This is a genomic window from Pseudomonas putida, from assembly GCF_022627325.1.
Classification (GTDB): domain Bacteria; phylum Pseudomonadota; class Gammaproteobacteria; order Pseudomonadales; family Pseudomonadaceae; genus Aquipseudomonas; species Aquipseudomonas putida_X.
In genome coordinates, this window is sequence record NZ_JAETZZ010000001.1 from 24,880 (window position 1) to 50,469 (window position 25,590).

The 25,590-nt window shown below is 63.6% G+C and carries 25 protein-coding genes; 14 read left to right on the forward strand and 11 right to left on the reverse strand.

What is annotated here, in order from left to right:
• The first annotated feature begins 16 nt into the window (after positions 1–16).
• Positions 17–715 carry a response regulator transcription factor gene (locus JNA92_RS00110; protein WP_241802731.1) on the forward strand — a complete coding sequence of 233 codons (699 nt, stop codon included), beginning with the start codon at positions 17–19 and terminating at the stop codon, positions 713–715.
• On the forward strand, positions 712–2,319 hold the full coding sequence (locus tag JNA92_RS00115; RefSeq protein WP_241802732.1) for an ATP-binding protein: 1,608 nt from the start codon (positions 712–714) through the stop codon (positions 2,317–2,319). Before JNA92_RS00110 ends, JNA92_RS00115 begins: the two co-directional genes overlap by 4 nt.
• 3 nt (positions 2,320–2,322) lie before the next feature.
• On the opposite strand, the gene JNA92_RS00120 is transcribed toward JNA92_RS00115, so the two are convergent.
• Together JNA92_RS00120 and JNA92_RS00125 are read right to left on the reverse strand one after the other, a co-directional pair.
• Positions 2,323–3,024 (reverse strand): 4'-phosphopantetheinyl transferase family protein, encoded by a 702-nt coding sequence (locus tag JNA92_RS00120; protein WP_241802733.1) that lies wholly within the window; start codon positions 3,022–3,024, stop codon positions 2,323–2,325.
• A 63-nt stretch (positions 3,025–3,087) separates the two neighbouring features.
• Positions 3,088–3,879: a dienelactone hydrolase family protein gene (locus JNA92_RS00125; protein ID WP_241802734.1), complete on the reverse strand. Its 792-nt coding sequence runs from the start codon at positions 3,877–3,879 to the stop codon at positions 3,088–3,090.
• A 129-nt stretch (positions 3,880–4,008) separates the two neighbouring features.
• On the opposite strand from JNA92_RS00125, the gene JNA92_RS00130 reads away from it, so the two are divergent.
• The 4 genes from JNA92_RS00130 (at position 4,009) to JNA92_RS00145 (ending at position 8,397) form a co-directional block, all read left to right on the forward strand.
• The gene (locus JNA92_RS00130; RefSeq protein WP_241802735.1) at positions 4,009–4,614 is read left to right on the forward strand and encodes a porin family protein; all 606 of its coding nucleotides are present in this window, start codon (positions 4,009–4,011) and stop codon (positions 4,612–4,614) included.
• Between the two features lie 125 nt (positions 4,615–4,739).
• Positions 4,740–5,417 carry a response regulator gene (locus tag JNA92_RS00135; RefSeq protein WP_241802736.1) on the forward strand — a complete coding sequence of 226 codons (678 nt, stop codon included), beginning with the start codon at positions 4,740–4,742 and terminating at the stop codon, positions 5,415–5,417.
• Positions 5,414–6,760 (forward strand): ATP-binding protein, encoded by a 1,347-nt coding sequence (locus JNA92_RS00140; RefSeq protein WP_241802737.1) that lies wholly within the window; start codon positions 5,414–5,416, stop codon positions 6,758–6,760. Before JNA92_RS00135 ends, JNA92_RS00140 begins: the two co-directional genes overlap by 4 nt.
• A 314-nt stretch (positions 6,761–7,074) precedes the next feature.
• Positions 7,075–8,397 (forward strand): dicarboxylate/amino acid:cation symporter, encoded by a 1,323-nt coding sequence (locus JNA92_RS00145; protein ID WP_241802738.1) that lies wholly within the window; start codon positions 7,075–7,077, stop codon positions 8,395–8,397.
• Positions 8,398–8,502: 105 nt separating this feature from the next.
• Here JNA92_RS00145 and JNA92_RS00150 read toward each other — a convergent pair whose 3' ends face one another.
• Both JNA92_RS00150 and JNA92_RS00155 read right to left on the reverse strand, forming a co-directional pair.
• Entirely contained in the window at positions 8,503–8,997 is a 495-nt protein-coding gene (locus tag JNA92_RS00150; RefSeq protein WP_241802739.1) for a SprT family zinc-dependent metalloprotease, read from the reverse strand.
• Between the two features lie 139 nt (positions 8,998–9,136).
• On the reverse strand, positions 9,137–9,736 hold the full coding sequence (locus JNA92_RS00155; protein WP_241802740.1) for a Yip1 family protein: 600 nt from the start codon (positions 9,734–9,736) through the stop codon (positions 9,137–9,139).
• A 262-nt stretch (positions 9,737–9,998) separates the two neighbouring features.
• Between JNA92_RS00155 and ttcA the strand changes: the two genes are divergently transcribed.
• Positions 9,999–10,823 (forward strand): tRNA 2-thiocytidine(32) synthetase TtcA, encoded by an 825-nt coding sequence (gene ttcA, locus JNA92_RS00160; RefSeq protein WP_241802741.1) that lies wholly within the window; start codon positions 9,999–10,001, stop codon positions 10,821–10,823.
• 3 nt (positions 10,824–10,826) lie between these two features.
• On the forward strand, positions 10,827–11,498 hold the full coding sequence (locus JNA92_RS00165) for a DNA-3-methyladenine glycosylase I (protein WP_241802742.1): 672 nt from the start codon (positions 10,827–10,829) through the stop codon (positions 11,496–11,498).
• A 33-nt stretch (positions 11,499–11,531) separates the two neighbouring features.
• Here JNA92_RS00165 and JNA92_RS00170 read toward each other — a convergent pair whose 3' ends face one another.
• From JNA92_RS00170 to arsC, 3 genes are read right to left on the reverse strand one after another with little or no spacing between them, the layout of a single operon-like run.
• On the reverse strand, positions 11,532–11,945 hold the full coding sequence (locus JNA92_RS00170) for a DUF2069 domain-containing protein (protein WP_241802743.1): 414 nt from the start codon (positions 11,943–11,945) through the stop codon (positions 11,532–11,534).
• The gene (wrbA, locus tag JNA92_RS00175) at positions 11,938–12,543 is read right to left on the reverse strand and encodes an NAD(P)H:quinone oxidoreductase (protein ID WP_012313121.1); all 606 of its coding nucleotides are present in this window, start codon (positions 12,541–12,543) and stop codon (positions 11,938–11,940) included. Before wrbA ends, JNA92_RS00170 begins: the two co-directional genes overlap by 8 nt.
• Positions 12,540–12,893, reverse strand: coding sequence for an arsenate reductase (glutaredoxin) (arsC, locus tag JNA92_RS00180; RefSeq protein ID WP_241802744.1), 354 nt, complete (start codon positions 12,891–12,893; stop codon positions 12,540–12,542). Before arsC ends, wrbA begins: the two co-directional genes overlap by 4 nt.
• Positions 12,894–12,978: 85 nt before the next feature.
• Here arsC and JNA92_RS00185 point away from each other — a divergent pair, with 85 nt between their 5' ends.
• Positions 12,979–13,443 (forward strand): TlpA disulfide reductase family protein, encoded by a 465-nt coding sequence (locus tag JNA92_RS00185; RefSeq protein ID WP_241802745.1) that lies wholly within the window; start codon positions 12,979–12,981, stop codon positions 13,441–13,443.
• Between the two features lie 215 nt (positions 13,444–13,658).
• Here JNA92_RS00185 and JNA92_RS00190 read toward each other — a convergent pair whose 3' ends face one another.
• The 4 genes from JNA92_RS00190 to JNA92_RS00205 form a co-directional block, all read right to left on the reverse strand.
• Positions 13,659–14,063 (reverse strand): META domain-containing protein, encoded by a 405-nt coding sequence (locus JNA92_RS00190; RefSeq protein WP_241802746.1) that lies wholly within the window; start codon positions 14,061–14,063, stop codon positions 13,659–13,661.
• A complete protein-coding gene (locus tag JNA92_RS00195) occupies positions 14,060–14,497 on the reverse strand; it encodes a hypothetical protein (protein WP_241802747.1) in 438 nt (145 codons plus the stop codon). The genes JNA92_RS00190 and JNA92_RS00195 overlap by 4 nt, the downstream gene beginning before the upstream one ends.
• Positions 14,498–14,528: 31 nt before the next feature.
• Positions 14,529–15,518 (reverse strand): 2-hydroxyacid dehydrogenase, encoded by a 990-nt coding sequence (locus tag JNA92_RS00200; protein ID WP_241802748.1) that lies wholly within the window; start codon positions 15,516–15,518, stop codon positions 14,529–14,531.
• Between the two features lie 215 nt (positions 15,519–15,733).
• Positions 15,734–18,493 (reverse strand): response regulator, encoded by a 2,760-nt coding sequence (locus tag JNA92_RS00205; RefSeq protein WP_241802749.1) that lies wholly within the window; start codon positions 18,491–18,493, stop codon positions 15,734–15,736.
• A gap of 194 nt (positions 18,494–18,687) precedes the next feature.
• On the opposite strand from JNA92_RS00205, the gene JNA92_RS00210 reads away from it, so the two are divergent.
• The 5 genes from JNA92_RS00210 (at position 18,688) to relA (ending at position 25,532) form a co-directional block, all read left to right on the forward strand.
• Positions 18,688–19,404, forward strand: coding sequence for a response regulator transcription factor (locus tag JNA92_RS00210; protein WP_241802750.1), 717 nt, complete (start codon positions 18,688–18,690; stop codon positions 19,402–19,404).
• A gap of 3 nt (positions 19,405–19,407) precedes the next feature.
• Positions 19,408–20,799, forward strand: a complete 1,392-nt coding sequence (locus tag JNA92_RS00215; protein WP_241802751.1) for a sensor histidine kinase — start codon at positions 19,408–19,410, stop codon at positions 20,797–20,799.
• Between the two features lie 138 nt (positions 20,800–20,937).
• Positions 20,938–21,837, forward strand: a complete 900-nt coding sequence (cysM, locus tag JNA92_RS00220; RefSeq protein WP_241802752.1) for a cysteine synthase CysM — start codon at positions 20,938–20,940, stop codon at positions 21,835–21,837.
• Positions 21,838–23,196 (forward strand): 23S rRNA (uracil(1939)-C(5))-methyltransferase RlmD, encoded by a 1,359-nt coding sequence (gene rlmD / locus JNA92_RS00225; protein ID WP_241802753.1) that lies wholly within the window; start codon positions 21,838–21,840, stop codon positions 23,194–23,196. It begins immediately after the preceding gene.
• Positions 23,197–23,291: 95 nt separating this feature from the next.
• Positions 23,292–25,532, forward strand: a complete 2,241-nt coding sequence (gene relA / locus JNA92_RS00230) for a GTP diphosphokinase (RefSeq protein ID WP_241802754.1) — start codon at positions 23,292–23,294, stop codon at positions 25,530–25,532.
• Positions 25,533–25,590 lie beyond the last annotated feature (58 nt).

A 25,590-nucleotide genomic window follows, 5' to 3' on the forward strand; every position in this document is an offset into this window, starting at 1 on the left:
AATCAAGGCAAACGCCATGGACCAACCCGTACCCCGCATCCTGATCGTCGAAGACGACCAGCGCCTCGCCGAGCTCACGGCTGAATACCTGCAGGCCAACGGTTTCGAGGTGGCAGTGGAGGGCGATGGCGCGCGCGCCGCCCGGCGCATCGTCGACAGCCAGCCAGACATGGTCATCCTCGACCTGATGCTGCCCGGTGAAGATGGCCTGAGCATCTGTCGCCGGGTACGTGGCCAGTACGCAGGCCCCATCCTCATGCTCACCGCCCGCAGCGATGAACTCGACCAGGTCCAGGGCCTGGACCTGGGTGCTGATGATTACGTGTGCAAGCCAGTGCGCCCGCGCCTGCTGTTGGCACGCATCCAGGCCCTGCTGCGGCGCAGCGAGCCGGCACAAGGCAAAACCCAAGAGCTGGCCTTTGGCGCCCTGCGCATCGACAATCGCCTGCGCGAAGCCTGGCTTGGCGAACAGCTGATCGAACTGACCGGTGCCGAGTTCGATCTGCTCTGGCTGCTGGCCAGCAACGCCGGGCGGGTGCTGTCGCGCGAGCAGATCTTCACCGCCTTGCGCGGTGTCGGTTACGACGGCCAGGACCGCTCCATCGACGTGCGCATCTCCAAGATCCGCCCCAAGATCGGTGATGACCCTGTCCACCCCCGGCTTATCAAGACCCTGCGCAGCAAGGGCTACCTGTTCGTCGGCGATGCACCATGAACAACTCGATCTTCCTGCGCATTTATGGCGGCATGCTCGCGGTCCTGGTGCTGGTGGCCCTGCTCGGCGTGCTCAGCCTGCACCTGGTCAACGAGGTGCGCGCCGCCCAGCACCGTGAGCGTCTGGCCCAAGGCACGTTCAGCCTGATGGCAGACAACCTGGCCCAGCAGAATGAAACCGAACGCAAACGCTCGTTGTTGATGTGGGAGCGCTTGTTGGGTGTGCCCCTGGACTTGCAACCGATGTCAGCGCGCACCCTTGATGGAGGCCAGCGCGCGCGGCTCAATCGCGCCTTGGTGGTGGTGCACAAGACCGGCCCGCACGCCGCACAGGTGCTGCGCAAGGTGGGCCAGGAAGACCTGCTGCTGGTGGCCGAGGTCAAGCAGGTCAGCGAGCAGTTGGCGCGGGCCACGCTCTATTTGCTCGCCGATGAACTGGTGCGCTACCCCGTCACCGAACAGCAACAGCGCCTGGCGCAGATCAAGCAGAGCAAGGGGTTCGGTTTTGGTATTGCCCTGCAGCGCCTGGAGCGCGTGGGCCTGGACGATGACCAGCGGCGCCGGGTAGAGGAGGGCGACACGGTCATGGCGCTGGGCAAGGATGGCGATTCGATCCGCGTGTTCGCAGGCTTGCCGGGCTCGCCCTGGGTATTGGAAATTGGCCCGCTGTACCAGCTCAACCCCTATCCGCCGCAATTGCTGGTGCTGATCGCATTCCTCGGCCTGTGCCTGATTGGCCTGGTGGTCTATTTGCTGGTGCGTCAGTTGGAGCGGCGGGTCTCGGGCCTGGAAATGGCCGCCACGCGCATCGCCCAGGGCAGCCTGGAAACCCGCGTGCCGGCCGACGATGCCGATTCGGTCGGGCGCCTGGCGGCAGCGTTCAACGGCATGGCCGAACACCTGCAGCGTTCGCTGAACATGCAGCGCGAACTGGTGCGGGCGGTGTCCCATGAGTTGCGCACGCCCGTGGCGCGTTTGCGCTTTGGCCTGGAAATGATCGAAAGCGCGCCGACCGATCAGGCCCGCGCCAAGCACCTGGCGGGCATGGACGGCGATATCCAGGACCTGGACAAGCTGGTCGACGAGATGCTGACCTACGCCCGCCTGGAGCAGGGCGCGCCGGCCCTGAAGTTCCAGCGCGTCGACCTGGATGCCTTGCTGGACCGGGTGATCGACGAACTGGCCCCGCTCAATACCGAAGTCAGGCTGGTGCGCGGTGCCTGTCAGCTTCAGGGTGGCGAAGAGGCCTGGGTCGAGGCCGAGCCGCGCTATCTGCATCGGGCGCTGCAGAACCTGGTCAGCAATGCCCTGCGCCATGCCCGGGCAGAGGTGCGGTTGAGCTATGAGTTGGGCCAGCAGCGCTGCCGCATCGAAGTCGAAGATGACGGGCCGGGCATCCCCGAAGGTTACTGGGACCGCATCTTCACGCCGTTCACCCGGCTCGACGACAGCCGTACCCGGGCTTCGGGAGGGCATGGCCTGGGCCTGTCGATCGTGCGGCGCATCATCTACTGGCACGCCGGCCGGGCCACGGTAGGGCGAAGTGAAGCGCTGGGCGGTGCCTGCTTCAGCCTCAACTGGCCACGCGAGCAGGCGCCGCTGTAAGGCTTAAACGCTGACCAGGCTGAGCAGATGACCGTCCTGCACGCAGAACTGGCCTTCCAGCTCGACGCCATGGCGCCATTCGGGCGACAGGTCGATGAGCAGGCGCAGGCGTGCAAGGCCTTCAGGTGACCATCGCAGTATCTCGGCGTGCTCGAAGTAGAAGCGCTGGTGGGTCAGTGGGTAAAGGGTCTTGAACAGGCTTTCCTTGAGTGAAAAGGTCAGGGTAACCGCCAGGCCCACCTGGCTGCGGTCCAGGCGCTCAAGCTCTGCCGGGGTGAGGATTTCGCCCATCAGCCGTTCGGCTCGCTCGTCGTCCAGCAGTGCTTCCTGGTCCAGCCCCAGGCCACGGCAACTGCCTTGCGCTGCAACCACGGCCGCAGCCCAGCCTTTGCCGTGGGTGATCGAGCCGTGGATGCCCGTGGGCCAGATCGGCGAACGGTCTTCGTGGGTGCCGGGCACATGGTCACGGCCATCCAGGCGTTGCAGCGCGGCGCGCGCGCACACCCGGCCGGCCAGGTACTCGGCCTGACGCTTGGCCACCGAGCGTTGCAGGCTGGGGCTGGGTTCGATGCCGGCACGCTGGAAGTCGTCGGCGGCCAGGCGGTTGGGGTCGAAGGCACAGCTGACCAGCACCGCGCCGGGCAACGGGCGGGGCAGGGGCCAGTGGTGCTGCAGCGGGTCACAGCAGGAAGGCAATCTGTTCATGGCGGTATTGTGCCAGCCGCTGTGGCTGTGTGGGAGATGGGCCGCGAAGCGGCCCGGCAATCGTCAGTCGAACGCTTTCTTGAAGAACGCCTGCATGTCCGCCCATGAACGCTCGTCCGCAGCCTTGTTGTAACCAATGTCCGGCCCGCCATGGGCGCCGTGGCTCAAGCGGTCGGCATCCGGGTTGGTGAAGCCATGCTTGGCGCCGGGGATGCTGACGAACTGATAGTTGACCTTGGCCGCGTCCATTTCGGCCTTGAACGCGGCGACCTGTTCATCAGTGACCATGCTGTCCGCCGCGCCGTGTTCCACCAGGATGTCGGCCCTGACCACACCAGGCTTGGCCGGCGTCTTGGTAGCCAGTGCACCATGGAAGCTCACCACGCCGTCCAGTTTCTCGCCGCGCCGGGCCGCATCCAGTACCACCTTGCCGCCGAAGCAGTAACCTACGGCGCCCAGTTGATGCTTGTTGACGTTCGGCTGCTTTTTCAGCAGTTCAAGGCCCGCGTCGAAGCGCGCGGCTGCCGCAGCCGGGTCCTTCAGCGCTTGGGCCATGAATGCCTGGGCATCCTGCGGGTGCTCGGTGTGCTTGCCGTCACCGTACATGTCGATGGCCAGCGCTTTGTAGCCCAATGCCGCGAGGTCACGGGCACGACGCTTGGCGTAATCGTTGAGCCCCCACCATTCATGCACTACGACAATGCCTGGGCGTTTGCCCTCCAGTGCATCGTCATAGGCGTAGTAGCCGACCAGGCGGTTGCCATCGTCGTCCTGGTAGGGGATCTCTCGGGTCACTACTGCCGCCTGGGCAAGCGCGGCGCTGCACATCAGGGTCAAAGCCAGCAGGGCACGCATGTTCACTACTCCTTGTTTTGCAAACGTATCGTTCAGCCCCGGTTCAGCCAGGGTTCAGCCGCGGTTCAGGGCGTTCTGCTTACTCTAGCTTCCAGACCGAAACAGCGCATTCAACTGGAGTACAACGCCATGAAAACCTTCAATACCTTACTTGCTGCCATGGCCGTCTGTGCAGCGGGCATGACCACCGCCCAGGCCGCCGACGACAATTTCGCCAGCCTGACCTACGGCCAGACCAGCGACAAGGTCCGCAAGTCTGGGCTGCTGCAACGCAACACCGACCACCTGAACGCCGACGGCATCATCGGCAAGGATGACACCTGGGGCGTGCGCCTGGGCAAGATCAACGACCAGGGTCGCTACTACATGACCTACGACAACGTCTCGGGCGACCACAGCGGCCTGAAGCTGCGCCAGGAGAACCTGCTGGGCAGCTATGATCTGTTCCTGCCGGTAGGCGACACCACCAAACTGTTCGGTGGCGGCAGCCTGGGCATGACCAAGCTGACCCAGGACTCGCCAGGGGCCAGCCGTGATACCGACTATGGCTATGCAGTGGGCCTGCAAGCCGGCGTAATCCAGGAAATCACCGACCGGGCTTCGGTTGAGCTGGGCTACCGCTATCTGCGTACCAATGCGGCGACCGAGGTAGGGGCGAGCGGCGGGCCGAAAGAGGGTACCTTGCGCCTGACCAGCAGTGCTCAGACTTACCTGTCGGCGAACTACACGTTCTGATGCCCGAGTCGAGTTATCCTCTACTGGCCTCATCGTCTGCAAGCCGAGTTCCCCACTGCTATTGAGTGCGGGAGCCGGCCTACCGGCGATGAGGCCGGTACAGCCAACATAGGAAGGAGCGTCACATGAAACTGCTGGTGGTCGAGGACGAAGCCCTGCTAAGGCACCACCTCCATACCCGCCTGAGCGAAAGCGGCCATGTGGTCCAGGCCGTGGCTGACGCCGAAGAAGCGCTGTACCAGGCCGAGCAATTTCACTTCGACCTGGCCGTGATCGACCTCGGCCTGCCCGGCATCAGCGGCCTGGAACTGATCGGCCGCCTGCGCGCCCAGGCCAAGACCTTTCCCATTCTGATTCTCACCGCCCGGGGCAACTGGCAGGACAAGGTCGAAGGCCTGGCCGCCGGTGCCGATGATTACCTGGTCAAGCCCTTCCAGTTCGAAGAGCTTGAAGCACGCCTCAATGCCCTGCTGCGCCGCTCCAGCGGCTTCACCCAGTCGACCATCGCCGCAGGGCCCTTGCTGCTGGACCTCAACCGCAAGCAGGCGACCCTTGACGAGCAGCCGCTGGCGCTGACCGCCTACGAGTACCGCATCCTTGAATATCTGATGCGTCATCACCAGCAGGTGGTGGCCAAGGAGCGCCTGATGGAACAGCTGTATCCAGGCGACGAGGAGCGTGACCCCAACGTCATCGAAGTGCTGATCGGCCGTTTGCGTCGCAAGCTCGAAGGTGAGCGCGGGTTCAAACCGATCGACACGGTGCGTGGCCTGGGCTACCTGTTCACCGAGCGCTGCCGATGATTCGTTCGCTGCGGGTGCGCTTGATGCTCGCGGCAGCGGTGCTGGCGGTGCTGTTCATGCTGGCGCTGCTGCCCGCGCTGCAGAAGGCCTTCAGCCTGGCCTTGCAGGAATCGATCGAGCAGCGCCTGGCGTCGGATGTGACCACGCTGATTTCTTCGGCGCGCATCGAGCATGGCCAGTTGCAGATGCCCGCACTGCTGCCGGACGAGCGTTACAACCTGCCGTATACCGGTTTGCTCGGTTACATCTTCGACCGCGAAGGCAAGCTGGTCTGGCGCTCCCGGGCCACGGCCGACCAGCACATCAACTACCAGCCGCGCTACGATGGACGCGGTAATGAGTTCGCCCGCATGCACCAGGATGACGGTGAGGAATTCTTTGTCTACGACGTCGAAATAAAGCTGCTGGGTGGCCAGAGCGCCGCCTATAGCATCGTCGCCCTGCAGCCGGTGCGTGAGTACCAGCGAACCCTCGATGGCCTGCGTGAAAAGCTCTACCTGGGCTTTGGTGCGGCCTCGCTGGCGTTGCTGGTATTGCTTTGGGCCGGCCTGACCTGGGGCCTGCGTTCCCTGAGGCGGCTGAGCCGCGAGCTGGATGAGGTGGAGGCGGGTGCCCGCGACGGGCTAAGTGCCGAGCACCCCCGTGAGCTGCTGCGCCTGACCGGCTCGCTCAACCGTCTGCTGCGCAGTGAGCGGGAACAGCGCCAGCGTTATCGCGACTCGCTGGGGGACCTGGCGCACAGCCTCAAGACGCCGCTGGCGGTGCTGCAGGGCGTGGGCGAGAGCATGCAGCAGCGCGCGGGTGAGCGTGAGCAGGCGCGGGTGCTGCAGAGCCAGATCGAACGCATGAGCCAGCAGATCGACTACCAGTTGCAGCGCGCCAGCCTGCGCAAGAGTGGCCTGGTGCGCCACAGCGTGCAGTTGCTTCCGGTGCTGGACAGCCTGTGCAGCACCCTGGCCAAGGTGTACCGCGACAAGCGCGTCGAAGTGCTGCTCGAAGTGCCGGCGCAGGCACAGGTGCCGATGGAGCAGGGCGCGCTGCTGGAGCTGTTGGGCAACCTCTTGGAAAACGCCTTCCGCCTGTGCCTGGGGCAGGTGCGGGTGAGCCTGCAGGAGGCGCCTGGGCGGCTGACCTTGAGCATCGACGATGACGGGCCGGGTGTACCGGCCGATCAGCGGGAGCGGATTCTCGAACGGGGCGAGCGGCTGGACCGGCAGCATCCCGGGCAGGGAATCGGCCTTGCAGTGGTCAAAGATATCGTCGACAGCTACGACGCTGAATTGAGCCTGGACGACTCGCCGTTGGGCGGAGCGGCATTGCGGGTCACCTTCTACCTGGATTGACGTTCAGGCACAGGATGCCCCATCGCCTGCGGGCGGATTCCCGCCAGGGTACCTGTACAAATCCCGCCATCGGGCGGAAATCCGCCATCTTTCTTCAGGCAATTCGCCCTGTCGTTGGGCATTTCCCGCTAGCAAATACGGCCTTTGCACCCTTCGTGGGCGTTTTGGCATCGCCCTTGCTATCTGACTTGGCAGAGGCCTGCCCAGGCAGCTCGAACACAACGACAAATCCCTCCGGGTGCAGGAGGGTTAGCGATTCAGGTGCCCTGACATCCTGGGAAGGATGAAGCCGGCACACTTGAGGAAATTTAGCCATGACGACACGTCAGCCGCTGTACAAATCCCTGTATGTCCAGGTGATCGTTGCCATCACCATCGGCATCCTGCTCGGCCACTTCTACCCGGAAACCGGCGTCGCCCTCAAACCGTTGGGTGATGGTTTCGTCAAACTGATCAAGATGGTCATCGCGCCCATCATCTTCTGTACCGTGGTCAGCGGCATTGCTGGCATGCAGAGCATGAAGTCGGTCGGCAAGACCGGCGGCTACGCACTTCTGTACTTCGAGATCGTTTCCACCATCGCCCTGATCATCGGCCTTGTCGTCGTCAACGTGGTCAAACCAGGCGCTGGTATGCACATCGACGTCAGCACTCTGAACGCCAGCAGCGTGGCCGCCTACGCCGCCGCCGGTGCTCAGCAGACGACCGTTGGCTTCCTGCTCAACATCATCCCTAACACCGTGGTAGGTGCCTTCGCCAACGGCGATATCCTGCAGGTGCTGATGTTCTCGGTGATCTTCGGCTTTGCCCTGCACCGTCTGGGCAGTTACGGCAAACCGCTGCTGGACCTGATCGACCGCTTCGCCCATGTCATGTTCAACATCATCAACATGATCATGAAACTGGCTCCGGTCGGTGCCTTCGGTGCCATGGCCTTCACCATCGGCCAGTACGGCGTTGGCTCGCTGGTACAGCTGGGCTACCTGATGGCCTGCTTCTACATCACCTGCCTGTTGTTCGTGCTGGTCGTGCTGGGCGGTATCTGCCGCGCCCACGGCTTCAGCGTGCTCAAGCTGATCCGCTACATCCGTGAAGAACTGCTGATCGTACTGGGTACCTCGTCCTCGGAATCTGCGCTGCCACGCATGCTGGCCAAGATGGAGCGCCTGGGTGCCAAGAAGTCGGTGGTTGGCCTGGTGATCCCGACCGGTTATTCCTTCAACCTGGACGGCACCTCGATCTACCTGACCATGGCCGCGGTGTTCATCGCTCAAGCCACCGACACCACCATGGACATCACTCACCAGATCACCCTGCTGTTGGTGCTGCTGGTAGCGTCCAAAGGGGCTGCCGGTGTTACTGGCTCTGGCTTCATCGTGCTCGCCGCGACCCTGTCGGCTGTCGGCCACCTGCCGGTTGCCGGCCTCGCGCTGATCCTTGGCATCGACCGCTTCATGTCCGAAGCCCGCGCCCTGACCAACCTGGTGGGCAACGCCGTCGCTACCGTGGTGGTGGCCAAGTGGGTCAAGGAAATGGACGACGACAAGCTGGCATCGGAGCTGGCTTCGGGTGGCGCGCCGCTCGAGCTGAACACCCCGACCGATGACCTGGGCGTTGCTGAAGTCCCGGTTCGTTGAGTGTGATGCCGTCATGAGAAAGGCGACCCTCGGGTCGCCTTTCTCGTTTTTGCTATGACGCCAGCGCAGTATCTGCGGGAGCTGGCTTGCCGGCGATAGGCCGGTTTATTCAACCCGCGTCTCGCCACTGTAGATCAGGACTTCTTTACACCGCCTGCACAGGTAGCGCCGCCCCTGATGCACCAACTTGTGCCGCTGTGCCGTGAACGGGAAATCGCTCTGCGGGCACGGGCAGCGGTAGATGTAGCGGGTCGCCACACGCCGGCGCACCTCATAATTGTGGCAACGATTGGGCGGCAGTTCATACACCCCGCGCATGATCAGTTGCCACTCTTCGCCATGGGCCTGAATGCGGTCGCCGAACAGTTGGTGAGCCACCAGGTGCGCCACTTCATGGGCCACGGTCTGGCGCAGGAAATCTTCCTGGTTTTCGCGGTACAGCTGCAGGTTGAAGCGCAACAGGTTTTCGTGCAGGTGGGCGACGCCCGCTTTCTGGCCGCGCAGCTTGAAGCTGACTTCCGGGCGCGGGAAGGGGCGCTTGAAAAAGGTTTCGGCTTGCTGGTAACAGGTTTCGACGCGTTGTTTGAGCAGCTCGGGCATGGCGGGGTAATTCTCCTGACCGGGCATTATGCCGCAAGCAGTGGCAGCCTGCCGAGCCACCGGTCAGCAGACAGCCGGAAGTCGCCTTGCGGCGGCTTCCGGTTTGATGCCCCAGTGTTGGATCTATGTGTTTTCGAAGCTAGTTGGTATAGACGGGCCCCACGCCCAGTCCCCAGATGATCACGGTCGCAGCCATGATCGCTACCAGTACCACCAGGCCCACTGCCAGCACCGAGCTGGAGAACAGGAAGCCTTCATCGGTCGGTATGTTCATGAATGTCGGCAAGCCGACGTACAGCAGGTAGACGGTGTAACAAATGGCCGCGGTACCCACCAGCATGCCCAGCCACAGGTGCGGGTAAAGCGCTGCCAGGCCGCCGAGGAACAGCGGTGTGGCGGTGTAGGTGGCAAAGGCGATGCATTGCGCCATGGACGGGCTGGCGTCATAGGTGCGTGCCATCCAGTGAATGAACGCGCCCATGACCGCAACCCCGGCGAGCATCGCCAGGTAGGACATGATGCTCATCCATAAAGCGCTTTCCATCGTCAGCATCACCGCTGGCCGGTCGCCGATCACCCAGCCGACCTGGGTAGTGCCGATGAATGCCGAAACGGCGGGTATCGCCGCCAGTATCAGCGTGTGCGTCAGGTACATGTGGCTGATGCTTTCTTCTTCCCCGCGTATCTCCCGCCACTCCTGATCGGGGTGGGTAAACAGCCCCACAACGTGATGAATCATGCCGGTCACTCCTCTCGTTGTTGCCAATCGCCCCCCAGATGGAGCGCAAGCGGCCCGAGGCCAGGGCACCGATGGAAGCGGTAATGTGGCCTTATGTCGCAGTATAGGAAGCCGTTACCCGCACAAACTGTGCTTTTTAGAGCAAATCGCGCTGTAAGGCCGCCTGCTGATTCCCTTGAAGTCTTTATCGGAATCCCTACAGGTGCGCGTAGTTTGTGCGTAAAATAGCCGGCTTTTGTCACACCTCGCGGATCCAAGCGCTATGGGCACCCTCTCGGTCAACCAGAACAAACTGCAAAAACGCCTGCGTCGTCTCGCCGGCGAAGCCATCACCGACTACAACATGATCGAGGATGGCGACAAGGTCATGGTCTGCCTGTCCGGCGGCAAGGACAGCTACACCATGCTCGACGTTCTGTTGCACCTGCAGAAGGTGGCACCGATCACGTTCCAGATCGTCGCGGTGAACATGGACCAGAAGCAGCCGGGCTTCCCCGAGCATGTGCTGCCGGCCTACCTGAAAGCGCTGGGCGTCGAGTACCACATCGTCGAGAAGGACACCTACTCGGTCGTCAAGGAGCTGGTGCCAGAGGGCAAGACCACTTGCTCGCTGTGCTCGCGCTTGCGCCGTGGCACCCTGTACACCTTCGCTGACGAAATCGGCGCAACCAAGATGGCGCTTGGGCACCATCGCGACGACATCGTCGAGACCTTCTTCCTCAACATGTTCTTCAACGGTTCGCTCAAGGGCATGCCGCCCAAGCTGCGTGCCGACGACGGCCGTAACGTGGTGATCCGCCCGCTGGCGTACTGCAGCGAGAAGGACATCCAGGCCTACTCGGACATGAAGGAATTCCCGATCATCCCGTGCAACCTGTGCGGTTCGCAGGAGAACCTGCAGCGCCAGGTGGTCAAGGACATGCTGGTGGAGTGGGAGCGCAAACACCCGGGCCGTACCGAGAGCATCTTCCGCGCCCTGCAGAACGTCGCCCCGTCGCAGTTGGCCGACCGCAACCTGTTCGACTTCACCAGCCTCAAGATCGACGAAAGCGCCACCCCGCGTTTCCTCGATGTACTGAACATCTGATCCATGCGCGATTACCAGTGGTTGCATGAGTACTGCCTGAACCGCTTCGGCTCGGCCCAGGCCCTGGAGGCCTTCCTGCCGCAGCCGCGCACCCCGGCGCAGCTGCGCGACATCAGCAACGACCGCTACCTGTCGACCTTGGCCTTGCGCGTGTTCCGCGCAGGGCTCAAGCACAGCCTGGTCGATGCAAAATGGCCGGCATTCGAGCAGGTGTTCTTCGGTTTCGACCCGGAGAAGGTCGTACTGATGGGCGCAGAGCACCTGGAGCGGTTGATGCAGGACGAGCGCATCATCCGCCACCTGGGCAAGCTCAAGAGCGTGCCGCGCAATGCACAGATGATCCTTGATGTGGCCAGGGAGAAGGGCAGCTTTGGTGCGTTCGTCGCCGATTGGCCGGTGACCGATATCGTCGGGTTGTGGAAGTATCTGGCCAAGCATGGCAATCAGTTGGGCGGGTTGTCAGCGCCGCGGTTTTTGCGCATGGTCGGCAAGGATACGTTCATCCCCACCGATGACATGGCCGCTGCGTTGATTGCCCAGAAGGTGATCGACAAGCAGCCGACCAGCCAGCGCGACCTGGCGCTGGTGCAGCAGGCATTCAACCAGTGGCATGCCGAGAGCGGGCGGCCGCTGTGCCAGTTGTCGGTGATGCTGGCACATACCGTCAACCATTGAAAAAACCGGGGCTGCAACAGCAGCCCTGCGGATTCAACTGCCTTCACCCGCCATGCGCCGTTCATGCTGGAATTTCCAGCGCACGAACAGCAACCCGCTGATGAACAGCCCCAGGCTCAGCAGCACCTCGACCCAGCCGAACACTGCCCGCGACGGGTCGAACGCCGCCAGCACCCCTTTGATGAAATAGATATTCACCACAAAGCAGGTCCAGGCATGCGCCCGGGCGCTGCCCAGCAGCATGCCGGGCAGCAGCAACAGCAGCGGCACAAGCTCGATCGCCAGGATCACTTCTACCCGCGCCCCGTGCAGGTTGGCGAACCACAGGTTGTTCGCCACCAGCAATGCGATCAGGCCAAGAAAAAACGCCAGGCTCACAGCGCGTGTGAGGCGCAGGCGCGGTGCCAGCCACTCCAGTGGTGGCAACACCTTTGGCTGCTTAGCCACGCGAGGCCTCCAGGGCCTTGGCCGTGGTTGCCAGGCGTTGGCCCAGCGCGCGGCACAGGGTGATCTCGTGTTGATCCAGCTCACGTTTGCCGTCTGCGCCGGCATGGTGGCTGGCGCCGTAAGGCGTGCCGCCGCCGCGGGTTTCGAGCAGCGCCGATTCGCTGTAGGGCAGGCCCATCACCAGCATGCCGTGGTGCATCAGCGGCAGCATCATCGACAGCAGGGTGGTTTCCTGGCCGCCGTGCAGGCTGGCGGTGGAGGTGAACACGCCGGCCGGCTTGCCGACCAGTTCACCCCCCAGCCACAAGCTGCTGGTGCCATCGAGGAAGTACTTGAGTGGTGCGGCCATGTTGCCGAAGCGGGTCGGGCTGCCCAGCACCAAGCCAGCGCAATGGCGCAAGTCGTCCAAGGTGGCGTACAGCGCGCCGCTGGCCGGAATGTCTGGCGCCACGGCCTCGCACTCGGTGGAAATCGCCGGCACCGTGCGCAGGCGCGCTTCCATGCCGGCCAGCTCGATACCGCGGGCGATATGCCGGGCCATTTCGCTGGTCGAGCCGTGTCGGCTGTAGTACAGCACCAGGATATAGGGCGCGCTCACGGCAGGATCTCCAGCACGTTCTCTGGTGGTCGGCCGATCACCGCCTTGTCACCGGCAACCAGGATCGGGCGCTCGATGAGCTTAGGGTGCTGGGCCATGGCGTCGATCAGTTGTGCATCGCTCAAGGCCGGGTTGGCCAGGTCCAATGCCTTGTATTCGTCTTCACCGGTGCGCAGCAGCTGGCGTGGGCCGATGCCCAGTTTGCCAAGCAGAGCCTTGAGGGTGGCGGCGTCGGGCGGGGTTTCGAGGTAACGAACGATGGTCGGCGCCAGCCCGCGTTGTTCGAGCAGTTCCAGTGCGCCGCGGGATTTTGAGCAGCGCGGGTTATGATAGAGCGTCAAGTCAGTCATGTCGGGTCGCATCCAGCTGGGTGTGGCGGCTATTCTAACCGCAGGAACTGACCTATTCGCTTGAAACTTCGAGAAGGATTGACCCATGGCAAGGCGTTTGGCAGCAGTATTGGCCATCACCGCTGGCCTTTTGCTCAGTGGCTGCGGTGCCGACTACGGTGTGGACCAGCATGGCAACACGGTGAAGGCCGAGCAGATCGACGGGCACTGGCTGGTGCTCAATTATTGGGCTGAATGGTGCGGCCCGTGCCGTACGGAGGTGCCTGAACTGAACACTGCGGCCAAGCAGTGGGCAGCCGATGGCATCAAGGTGGTGGGGGTGAACTTCGATGGCCTGCAGGGGCAGGAGTTGAAGCAGGCGGCCGATACCTTGGGCATCGGCTTTACCGTGCTGGCCCAGGACCCGGCCGAGCGTTATGACCTGCCACGCAGCGAAGCGTTGCCGGTGACCTACATCATCGATGACCAGGGCAAGGTCCGCGAGCAACTGCTGGGTGAGCAGACCCTGGAAGGGCTCCAGGCCAAGATCAAAGCGCTCAAGGGGGCCTGAGAGCTGCAAGCGGCAAGCTGCAAGCTGCAAGAAAAAGCGGGCCGTGCGCTGATCCGCCTTTGCTTGCAGCTTGTAGCTAGCAGCTTGCAGCTCAAAGCACTCAACGGGGCCTCAAAGCGGCAAGCTTCAAGCTTCAAGCTGCAAGAAAAAGCGGGCCGTGCGCCGATCCGCCTTTGCTTGCAGCTTGAAGCTTGCAGCTTGAAGCTTCCGAGAGCTTAGCCCTCTTCGGGCCAGAACCGCAGGGGCTTGCCTTCGGCCGGCCAGAAGCGCAACTGCTCGACAGGGGACACATCCCAGCGCTGCACCGTCTCCAGCGCCTGCAGGAAGCGCTTTTCCTGCTCCATCAACGCTGGCGCGCAAAGCTTGCGGGTCTTGCCGACCTTGCCGAAGCTCAGGTGCTCGCCGTCCAGCGTGTACGGGGCGAACCAATGATTGCAGCCCGCATTGCCATAGGCCCGGCCGTCACTGGCCAGCGTCAGTGTCAGGTGGCTGTAGTCGATCAGCGGCCGTTCACCGATCCACTCCAGCACATAGCTGCGCTCCAGTTGCAGCTTCGAAGGTTCGGTTGCGCAGCCGAGCAGGCCGGTGGCAATCAGGGCGCCGGTCAGCAGATTCTTCACTCGATGCTCTCCTGGCAACGCGGGCACACGTGCTTGTCGCCACGACTGGCCCAGCCCAGCTCGGCGATACGCGCCGTAGCGGCCGGCTGGCGGGCTTTCTTGCCCAGCTTGGCGTCCACGGCGAACTCGAAGTCCAGCACAGCATCGCAGCTGTCGCACTCAGCCTGCCAATTGAGGATTTCCAGCTCGTTGAACAGCGGGCCGCTGGCCACGGCCACCCACTGGCCACGCGGGTTGATCAGGTGGCGCACGCTCTCGACCGTCAGGCGCATGGACAAGTCCTTGCTGCCCTTGAGGGTGACCAACAGGGTGTCGCCCTTGTGCATCGAACCACCGTTGCCGGTCACCTGGTAGCGGCCCGGTACCAGGGCGCGGCACTCGATCAAGGTGTGTTGCGGGTTGAAAAGGGTGTAGCGGAAATCGTGCTCGACCATGGGTCCTCCAGAAATGCCGCGTATCCTAGCATCAACCTGTGACCAGATTCTGCGCATTACCCGCCGCCCAGCGGTTGATGTTTTCCAGCGTGGTCGCGGCAATGGCATCCAGCGCTTCGCGGGTCAGAAACGCCTGGTGCGCGGTGACGATCACATTGGGGAACGTCAGCAGCCGCGCCAGCACATCATCCTGCAGCGGCAGGTCAGAACGGTCCTCGAAAAACAGCTGGGCTTCTTCTTCATACACATCCAGCCCCAGGTACCCGAGCTGGCCGCTTTTCAAGGCCTCGATCAGGGCCGGGGTGTCGACCAACGCACCACGGCCGGTGTTGATCAGCATGGCGCCGGGCTGCAGTTGGGCCAGGCTTTGCGGGTTGATCAGGTGCCGGGTGTGTTCGGTGAGCGGGCAGTGCAGGCTGATGATCCGCGCCTCGCGCAGCAGTTCTGGCAGCTCGACGTAGCGCGCCCCAAGCGCCAGCAGTTGGGGGTTGGGGAAGGGGTCATAGGCCAGCAGCTGGCAACCGAAGCCTGCCATGATCTGGGCGAAGGCGGCGCCGATCTGGCCGGTACCGACCACGCCGACGGTCTTGCCGTGCAGGTCGAAGCCGGTCAGGCCATGCAGGGTGAAGTCACCCTCGCGGGTGCGGTTGTAGGCCCGGTGCAGGCGTCGGTTGAGGGCCAGGATAAGCGCCACGGCATGCTCGGCCACGGCGTGCGGTGAGTACGCGGGTACGCGCACCACCGCAAGGCCCAGCCTTTGGGCGGCAGCCAGGTCGACATGGTTGTAGCCGGCCGAGCGCAGGGCGATCAGGCGCGTACCGCCAGCCGCCAGGCGTTGCAATACCTGAGCGTCGAGCTCATCGTTGATGAATGCGCACACCACCTCGAAGCCCTGAGCCAGGGCGGCTGTGTCGAGGGTCAGGCGGGCGGCTTGAAAATGGAGTTCCAAAGCGCTATCGCAAGCGGCCTGGGTGAAACTTTCCTGGTCGTAGTGCTGGCTGCTGAACAAAAGAGCGCGCATGGTCGGGCTTCCTTGGTCGTGGTTGGGGGATTGTAGCCACCTGCGCGCACAAGGAAGTTGATCTGCGCCGCCCCCATCGCCGGCAAGCCGCCTCCCACCGCGACCGCGCACTGCTTCAGGCCTGCGCTTTACCTGTGGAAGCCGCCGTCTTGCCCCATTCATAAAAGCCGGCGCAAATCCCTGTGGCCGGCTTGCCGGCGATGAGGCCCTGAAGGTCAGGCGTTCTGGCGGGCCTGCTCCGCCAGCCGGACAATTGCGCCATCCAGCTCGTCGAGCGCCTGCTGCGCTTGCGGATGCTCCTGTTTCAGCAAGGTCTCGCTGCGCTGGCAGGCGGCACGCAACTGCGGCACGCCGCAATAGCGCGAGGCACCGTTGAGCCGATGCACCTGCTCGATCAGCACACCGTGATCGTCCGCCTCCCGTGCAGCACGAATGGCTTCACGGTCCGACGCCAGCGACGCCAGCAACATGGTCAGCATGTCTGCCGCCAGATCCGGCTTGCCTGCCGCCAGGCGCAAGCCTTCGTCAGGGTCGAGCACCGGTAGATCCTGGCCCTCGGCCTGCTGCTCCTCCAGGCGCTCCAATGGCCCGACACCCAGGCTCAGGCCGGTCCATTTCATCACCACCTGGGCCAGCTGGCGCTCGCTGATCGGTTTGGTCAGGTAGTCGTCCATGCCGCTGTGCAGCAGTGCCCGTTTCTCGTTGGCCATGGCGTGGGCGGTGAGGGCGACGATCGGCAGTGGGCTGCCGCTCTGGGTGTTTTCCCACAAGCGGATCTGCTCGGTGCAGGCACGGCCATCCATGCCTGGCATCTGCACGTCCATCAGCACCAGGTCGAAGTGTTCGCTCTGTACCGCCTGGACCGCGGCATGGCCGTTGTCGAGCGCCAGCACATCGGCGCCGAGGTCTTCCAGCAGGGTTTGTACCAGCAGCAGGTTGGCCGCATTGTCGTCGACACAGAGGATTTTCGGCTGGCGTTGGCCGCGCGTTGGCGCGGCCAGTTCGCCCCGCGTACGGCGCGGTTGCAGCAGCTCCAGCAGCAGGCGGCGCAGCTTGCGCGTGCAGGTCGGCTTGGACAGCAGTTGGCCGTGGCCATTAGGCAGGTGAGGGTGGTACAGCGCTTGCTCGGTGGTCGGGCAAAGCACCACGCAATGGCAGTGGTAGCGCTCCAGTTGCTGGTGGTATTGGCCCAGCTGTTCGGGCGTGAGATTGCCCAGGTTGGCACCCAGCACCGCGAACTCGAAGGGCATGCCGGCCTGGAAGCCCGCCTGAACCCCCTGCAGCAGGTGTTCATACGAGGCGAACAGGCTTACGCTCAAGCCGCAGTCCTGCAGCTGGTGCTCCAGGGCCTGGCGTGCCAGGTCATGCCCGTCGACGATCGCCGCGCGACGCCCCAGCAGCGGCTGCGACGCCTGCGTCTCGCTGTCGTCGTGGGCCTTGGGCAGGCTCAGGCTGATCCAGAATTGCGAACCCTCCCCTGGGGTGCTGTCGACCCCGATCTCGCCGCCCATCTGCTCGATCAGGCGCTTGGAAATCACCAGCCCAAGGCCGGTGCCGCCCGGCTGGCGGGCCAGCGAATTGTCGGCCTGGCTGAACGCCTGAAACAACGTGCGCACATCCTGCGGTGACAGGCCGATACCGGTGTCCTGCACGCTGATGCGCAGTTGCGCGCTGTCTTGTTGCTCGTCCTCGAGCATTGCCCGCACGACGATGGTGCCCTCGCGGGTGAATTTGATGGCGTTGCTCACCAGGTTGGTGAGGATCTGCTTGAGCCGCAGCGGGTCGCCAACCAGCGATGACGGTGTGTCGCGGTAGATCAGGCTGAGCAACTCCAGCTGCTTGGCGTGGGCGGCGGGCGCCAGGATGGTGAGGGTGTCCTGGACCAGGTCGCGCAGGTTGAAAGGGATGCTGTCGAGCACCAGCTTGCCGGCCTCGATTTTGGAAAAGTCGAGGATCTCGTTGATGATCCCCAACAGGTTGTCGGCCGATTTCTCGATGGTGTTCAGGTAGTCCAGCTGGCGCGGGGTCAGCTCGCTTTTCTGCAACAGGTGGGTGAAGCCGAGAATACCGTTGAGCGGCGTGCGGATTTCGTGACTCATGTTGGCCAGGAATTCCGATTTGATGCGGCTCGCCTCCAGGGCCTCCTTGCGCGCCATGTCCAGCTCGATGTTCTGGATTTCGATGGTTTCCAGGTTCTGGCGCACATCCTCGGTGGCCTGATCGATGCTGTGCTGCAGTTCTTCATGGGCGCTGTGCAGGGTTTCTGCCATGCGGTTGATGCCCCTGGCCAGTTCGTCCAGCTCGTGGCTGCCCATGGCGGGCAGACGTTCTTCCAGGTGGCCGTCTTTGAGCTGGTTGACGGCATGCTTGATGCGCGCGATCGGGTCATTGATGGTGCGGCTCATGCGCATTGCCAGCAGGCCGCTGAGCACCAGGCACGCGAGTATTAGCAGCATGCTGGTGAACAGGTTGCGGTACCCGCGCAGCAGCGTACCGTCGTGCGACAGTTCGATCTCGACCCAACCCAGCAGGCGCTCGGCTTCGGCCGGGACGGCTTCGGTGGCCAGGTCGCGGTGGTGGCCGAACACCGGCATCAGGTAGCGGGTGGCATCGTTGCCGCTGCGCTCCAACAGTTGAGTACCCGTGCCGCCGCTGGGCGCCTGGTTGATCATGCTGGGGCCGGCGTGGGCCAGACGGGTGCGGTCCGGGGCGAGGAAGGCCACTGCACGCACATCGGCCTGCTCCAGCGTTTGCGCAGCGATCCGCTCCAGTTGCGCAGGCGCCTGCCGGGCCATGGCGGGCGCGGCCAACGGTGCCAGTTGTTCGGCAATCATCTTGCCGCGTTGCAGCAGTTGGGTGCGCAACTGGTCTTGCTGCAGCCACGTGAAATAGCTGCCCAGCACCAGAGCCATCAAGCTGGCAGGCAGCAGTGCCAGCAGCAGTACCCGGCTTCTGATTCCCAAACGATCGAGCACACTCGCCTCCTGTGATGTGCTTGGATGCCGTTACCGGCGTAACGGAGCAAAGCGGAAAGTTACTCCGCCTGCCGGCCTAATGCACCCTTTATGTGGCTGTTTTCACCCAGCAGTCGGGCGTTGAGCGCAGGGCGGTTGCCTATGGCGGACGCATGCTCAATAATCGCGCAATTGAGAATATGTGGCAGTTGCCAATGAATCCCGTAACTATTAATGCTTCCAGCATCCTCGCCATCGAGGATGACCCGGTGCTGGGTGCCTACCTGCACGAAGAACTGCAGCGCGGCGGCTTTGCGGTGACCTGGTGCCGCAACGGCCTGGAAGGCCTGGAAACCGCCGGTCGTCAGGACTTCGACGTGGTCCTGATGGATATTCTGCTGCCCGGGCTCAACGGGCTGGATGCCCTGGCCCAGTTGCGTCGACGCAGCGCCACGCCGGTTATCCTGATGTCGGCGTTAGGTGCTGAGGCCGACCGCATCAATGGCTTCCAGCGCGGTGCCGACGATTACCTGCCCAAGCCTTTCAGCATGGTCGAGCTGCAGGTGCGCATCGAGGCCATCCTGCGCCGCGTCGCGCTGGAGCGTCGTCATCAGCCGCCATCGGGTATTGCCTGCGGCGAGCTGTGGTTCGACGAGACGGTTTGCGATGTCAGCTTCGCTGGCCGGCAGGCAGGCCTCACCCCTAGCGAGTATCGCCTGTTCGATCTCCTCAACCGCAACGTCGACGAGGTGCTGAGCAAGCCGTTTCTCTACCAGCAGGTGCTGCAACGGGGCTATTCGCGGCATGACCGTAGCCTGGACATGCACGTCAGCCAGATCCGCCGCAAGCTCAAAGGCATCGGCTACCTGGAGCGGCAGATCCGCACCGTGTGGGGCAAGGGTTACGTGCTCAGTGCCGGTGAAGCGGAGTAGGCCATGCTGGACCGTCACTCGCTGTTCTGGAAGCTGGCCATCCTGCTGGTAGGTTTCTGCCTGCTGATGATCGGCCTGAGTTACACCTGGGGCCGGCATATGGAAACCCAGAATGCCTACCTCGATGAGCCTGCCCGCCAGGTGCTGCGCAGCTATGCCGGGGAGGCCGAAGCGGCCTGGCGCAGTGCTGGCCGCACCGGGCTGGACCAGTGGGTTGCGGCCATGCACCAGCGTGAGCGCGGCTGGATAGGCGTGCTCGATAGCAATCTGCAGCCCCTTGCCAGCACCACCCTCGGCCCGGAGATCATGCAGCGGCTCACGCGCCTGCGCGGTGTCGACTGGCCGATGAGCCGGCGCAGTACCGACCAGCCCTGGCTGCGCATACCGTTTCCGGGGGCACCGGAGCAGGGCATGCTGGTGATGGCGTTGCCCGAACGTTTCAACCCTGGCCAATACCGGGTGCTGTGGCGGGTGGTGACCAACGGTGTGATTCCCGGGTTGTTCACCTTGCTGCTGTGTGTCGGCCTGTACCGCATGTTGATCGTGCCGCTCAACCAGTTGCGCGAGCAGGCCAATGCCTGGCGTGCCGACCAGCTGTCGGCGCGGCTGGACGCACGCACCACCGCCCGGCATGACGAACTGGGCGAGCTGGCCCGCGCCTTCGACCAGATGGCCGAACGGCTGCAGGGCACGGTGGCCATGCAACAGCAGTTGTTGCGTGATTTGTCCCATGAAATGCGCACACCGCTGAGCCGGTTGCGCGTGGCCTGCGACGGTGAAACCGACCTTCAGCGCCTGCGCGAGCGGCTGGGGCGCGAGGTGGACTGCATGCAGCAGTTGGTCGAGAACACCTTGCAGCTTGCCTGGCAGGATGCCGAACGTGCGCCGATGAACCTTGAGCCTATCCAGGTACAGGCCCTGTGGGACCTGCTGGCAGAGGATGCCAGTTACGAAAGCGGCTGGTCGCCCGAACGCTTGCGCTGCGAGTTGCCAGCTGACTGCTGGGTGCAGGGCAACCTGAATCATCTGGCTCAGGCGTTGGAAAACATGCTGCGCAATGCCATCCGCCACTCCCCGGAAAACGGCGTGGTGCAGCTGGCCGGGCAGCGTGAAGGTAGCCATTGGCGCCTGTGGCTGGAAGATCAGGGCGGTGGCGTGGCTTACGAGGATCTGGAGCGCATCTTCGCCCCCTTCACCCGGCTCGATGGCTCGCGCCCCGGCGACGGCGGTTTCGGCCTGGGCCTGAGCATCGCCCGCAGTGCGATCCAGCGTCAGGGCGGCACCCTGTGGGCAGAGAACGGCAAACGCGGTCTAAAGCTCTGCATGCGCCTACCGCTGCACCTCCCCGCGCCATCACGGCAACCCCCGCCCCCACAAACGCTACCGACAGCTTGAAGCTTGCAGCTTGCAGCTTGCAGCTTGCAGCTTGCCGCTTATAGCTTGTAGCTATACCCACCACAGATTGCGTGATATGGCCGGGAAGTGTTTGCCGGTATGATAGGCGCCCCTGCCGTCCGGATTGTGAAATACACCATGACCTTGCAGTACCCAACCATCGCCGATTGCGTCGGCAATACGCCCCTGGTTCGCCTGCAGCGCATCGCTGGAGAAACCAGCAACACCCTCCTGCTCAAGCTCGAGGGTAACAATCCAGCAGGCTCCGTGAAGGACCGCCCGGCACTGTCGATGATCGCGCGCGCCGAACTGCGCGGCCAGATCAAGCCCGGCGACACCCTGATCGAAGCTACCTCCGGAAATACCGGTATAGCCCTGGCCATGGCGGCAGCGATCAAGGGCTACAAGATGATCCTGATCATGCCCGACAACTCCACCGCAGAGCGCAAGGCAGCGATGACTGCCTACGGTGCCGAGCTGATCCTTGTGACCAAGGAAGAGGGGATGGAAGGTGCCCGCGACCTGGCCGAGAAGCTGCAGGCCGAAGGCCGCGGTCTTGTGCTGGACCAGTTCGCCAACGGCGACAACCCGATTGCTCACTACAACAGCACCGGCCCGGAAATCTGGCAGCAGACCCAGGGCACCATCACGCATTTCGTCAGCTCCATGGGCACCACCGGCACCATCATGGGTTGCTCGCAGTACCTCAAGGAGCAGAACCCGGCCGTGCAGATCGTTGGCCTGCAACCGATGGAAGGCTCGGCCATTCCGGGCATCCGCCGCTGGCCCGAGCAGTACCTGCCGAAAATCTTCGATGCCACCCGCGTTGACCGCGTCATGGACATGTCCCAGCAAGAAGCTGAAGACACCATGCGCCGCCTTGCCCGCGAAGAGGGCATTTTCTGCGGCGTGTCTTCCGGTGGTGCGGTGGCAGCGATGCTGCGCCTGTCCCAGGAAGTGGAAAACGCGGTAATGGTCGCGATCATTTGCGACCGTGGCGACCGTTACCTGTCCACCGGCCTGTTCGACCCGAGCTAAATGTCCAGAAAGAAAAGCAACAGCGGCCTGCGCTTCCAGCCAGCCGGTGGAAACCGCACGCCCCAGGTACCCGTGGGCAAAAAGCAGCGTCTGGACATCGAGCGCCTTGCCGGTGACGGCCGTGGCATCGCCTTCCACGACGGGCGGACCTGGTTCGTCAGCGGCGCCCTGGCCGGTGAGGCGGTCGAGGCGCGGGTGCTCAATGCCCGTGGCAAGGTGGTCGAGGCGTGCCTGGAGCGTGTGCTGCAGGCCAGCGCCGAGCGCCGCCAGGCGCCGTGCCGCCATTACGAGCGTTGTGGTGGCTGCAACTTGCAGCACCTGCCGCATCAGGCGCAGTTGGCGCTCAAGCAGCGGACCCTGGCCGAACAGCTGCAACGGGTGGCCGGGGTGCAACCGCAAGAATGGGCGGCGCCATTGAGCGGGCCGGAATTCGGCTATCGGCGGCGGGCGCGTGTGGCCGTGCGCTGGGATGTCAAAGCGCGTCAGCTGGAGGTAGGGTTCCGTGCCGAGGCCAGTCAGGACATCGTCGCCATCGACGACTGCGCCGTGCTGGTACAGCCTTTGCAGTCCATCGTGCGGCATTTGCCTACGGTGCTGCGTTCGTTGAGCAAGCCCCAGGCCATCGGCCACGTCGAGCTGTTCAGCGGCACGGCCGAAGCGCTGCTGGTACGCCATGTGGCACCGTTGCCGGCCGATGACCTGGCGCGTCTGCAGGCATTCTGCAACGAGGCCAAGGCGCAGCTGTGGCTGCAGGGCGAAGGCGAACCGGTGTCGGTGGAGGCTGGCGCGACGCTAGGCTTCACCTTGGAGCCGTGGCAGCTGGAACTGGCTTGGCGCCCGGGCGATTTCGTTCAGGTCAACGCCCAGGTCAATACTGCAATGGTCGAGCAGGCCCTGGTCTGGCTCGCTCCGCAGGCCGACGAGCGTGTGCTCGACCTGTTCTGTGGCCTGGGCAATTTCGCCCTGCCGCTGGCCCGCCAGGCGCGGGAAGTGGTGGCGGTTGAGGGTGTGCAGGCGATGGTGGACCGGGCTGCGGCCAATGCCCGAAACAACAATGTGCATAACGCACGGTTTTTTCAGGCCGATTTATCCCAGCCTTTGGCAGGCGCCGGATGGGCCGCCGAGGGCTTTTCTGCGGTACTCTTGGATCCACCGCGCGACGGTGCTTTCGAGGTGGTGCAAAGCATCGCACGCCTCAAGGCCACGCGGCTGGTTTATGTATCATGCAACCCGGCCACACTGGCGCGAGACGCCCAGGTGCTGGTCGGCCAGGGGTACCGGTTAAAAAGGGCCGGGATTCTCGACATGTTTCCTCAGACGGCGCATGTCGAGGCCATGGCGTTATTCGAAGCGGGCTAGCAGGCTGGCCCCTTGGTGCGGTTCCCATGGACTGGGAGCCACACGGTGATAGCCAGCGCTCCGAGTGGTGCGCTGTATGGAAAGGTAAAACAAAGATGGTACAGGTGAGAGTGCACCAGCCGGTCAATACGGACGGCAGTATCAATCTCGAAGCATGGCTGGATCATGTGGTGAGCGTCGATTCGGCATTGGATCGCGTGGCACTCGAAGAGGCCTGCGAGTTCGCCCAGGAAATCGAGAAAAAGGGCAACCCTGCCAAGCATTCCTGGGCCGATGGAACCTCCAGTTTCCAGGCTGGCCTGGAAATCGCCGAAATCCTCGCCGACCTCAAGCTCGACCAGGATTCACTGGTGGCGGCGGTGATCTACCGCTCCGTGCGTGAGGGTAAGGTGACCCTGGCCGAAGTCGGGCAGCGTTTCGGCCCTGTGGTGTCCAAGCTGATCGACGGCGTGCTGCGCATGGCCGCCATCAGTGCCAGCCTCAGCCCGCGCCAGTCGCTGGTGCTGGGCTCGCAGGCGCAGGTCGAGAACCTGCGCAAGATGCTGGTGGCGATGGTCGACGATGTGCGCGTGGCGCTGATCAAGCTGGCCGAGCGCACCTGCGCGATCCGTGCGGTGAAGTCCGCCGATGACGAGAAGCGTCTGCGTGTGGCGCGGGAGGTCTTCGACATCTATGCGCCGCTGGCCCATCGGCTTGGCATCGGCCACATCAAGTGGGAGCTGGAAGACCTGTCCTTCCGCTACCTGGAGCCCGATCAGTACAAGCAGATCGCCAAGCTGTTGCACGAGCGCCGGCTGGACCGTGAGCGCTTCATCACTGATGTGATGAACCAGCTGCAGAATGAGCTGCTGGCCACCGGCGTCAACGCCGACATCAGTGGGCGGGCGAAACACATCTACTCGATCTGGCGCAAAATGCAGCGCAAAGGCCTGGAATTCAGCCAGATCTACGACGTGCGTGCGGTGCGCGTGCTGGTACCGGAAGTGCGCGACTGCTATACGGCGCTCGGTATCGTCCACACCTTGTGGCGGCACATTCCCAAAGAGTTTGACGACTACATCGCCAACCCCAAGGAGAACGGCTACCGTTCGCTTCACACCGCCGTGATCGGCCCCGAGGGCAAGGTGCTGGAAGTGCAGATCCGTACCCACGGCATGCACGAAGAGGCCGAACTGGGCGTCTGCGCCCACTGGCGCTACAAGGGCACCGACGTCAAGCCCAGCTCCAATCACTACGAAGAGAAGATCTCCTGGCTGCGCCAGGTGCTCGAATGGCATGAAGAACTGGGCGACATCGGTGGCCTGGCCGAGCAGTTGCGGGTCGATATCGAACCGGACCGGGTCTACGTATTCACCCCCGACGGCCATGCCATCGACCTGCCCAAGGGCGCCACGCCGCTGGACTTCGCCTACCGGGTGCACACCGAGATCGGCCACAACTGCCGTGGCGCCAAGATCAACGGGCGCATCGTGCCGCTCAACTACAGCCTGCAGACCGGCGAGCAGGTGGAGATCATCACCAGCAAGCACGGCAACCCGAGCCGGGACTGGCTGAACTCCAACCTGGGGTACGTCACCACCTCGCGGGCCCGGGCCAAGATCGTCCACTGGTTCAAGCTGCAGGCCCGCGATCAGAACGTCGCCGCAGGCAAGACCTTGCTCGAGCGCGAGCTCAGCCGCCTGGGCCTGCCGCAGGTAGACTTCGAACGCCTGGCCGAGAAGACCAACGTCAAGACCGCCGAGGACATGTTCGCCTCGCTCGGTGCCGGTGACCTGCGCCTGGCTCACTTGGTCAACGCTGCTCAGCAACTGCTCGAGCCCGAGCGTATCGAGCAGATCGAACTGGTGCCGCGCAAGCCTAGCGGCCCGCGCAATGGCAAGCGTGGCGACATCCAGATCCAGGGCGTCGGCAACCTGCTCACGCAGATGGCCGGCTGCTGCCAGCCGCTGCCGGGCGATGCCATCGTCGGCTACATCACCCAGGGCCGCGGGGTGAGCATTCACCGCCAGGACTGTGCCTCGGTGCTGCAACTGGCAGGGCGTGAGCCGGAGCGGATGATTCAGGTCAGCTGGGGGCCGATACCGGTGCAGACCTATCCGGTCGATATCGTTATCCGTGCCTACGACCGCCCAGGGTTGCTGCGCGATGTGTCGCAGGTGCTGCTCAACGAGAAGATCAACGTGCTGGCAGTCAACACCCGCTCGAACAAGGAAGACAACACCGCGTTGATGTCGCTGACCATCGAGATCCCGGGCCTGGATGCGCTGGGGCGTCTGCTCGGCAGGATTTCGCAGTTGCCGAATATCATCGAGACGCGGCGTAACCGTACCCCTTGAAACTGTGGTGGCTTCTTTGTGGGCTTGCCCGCAACGAAGTCACCGCCGAAGGACCTGC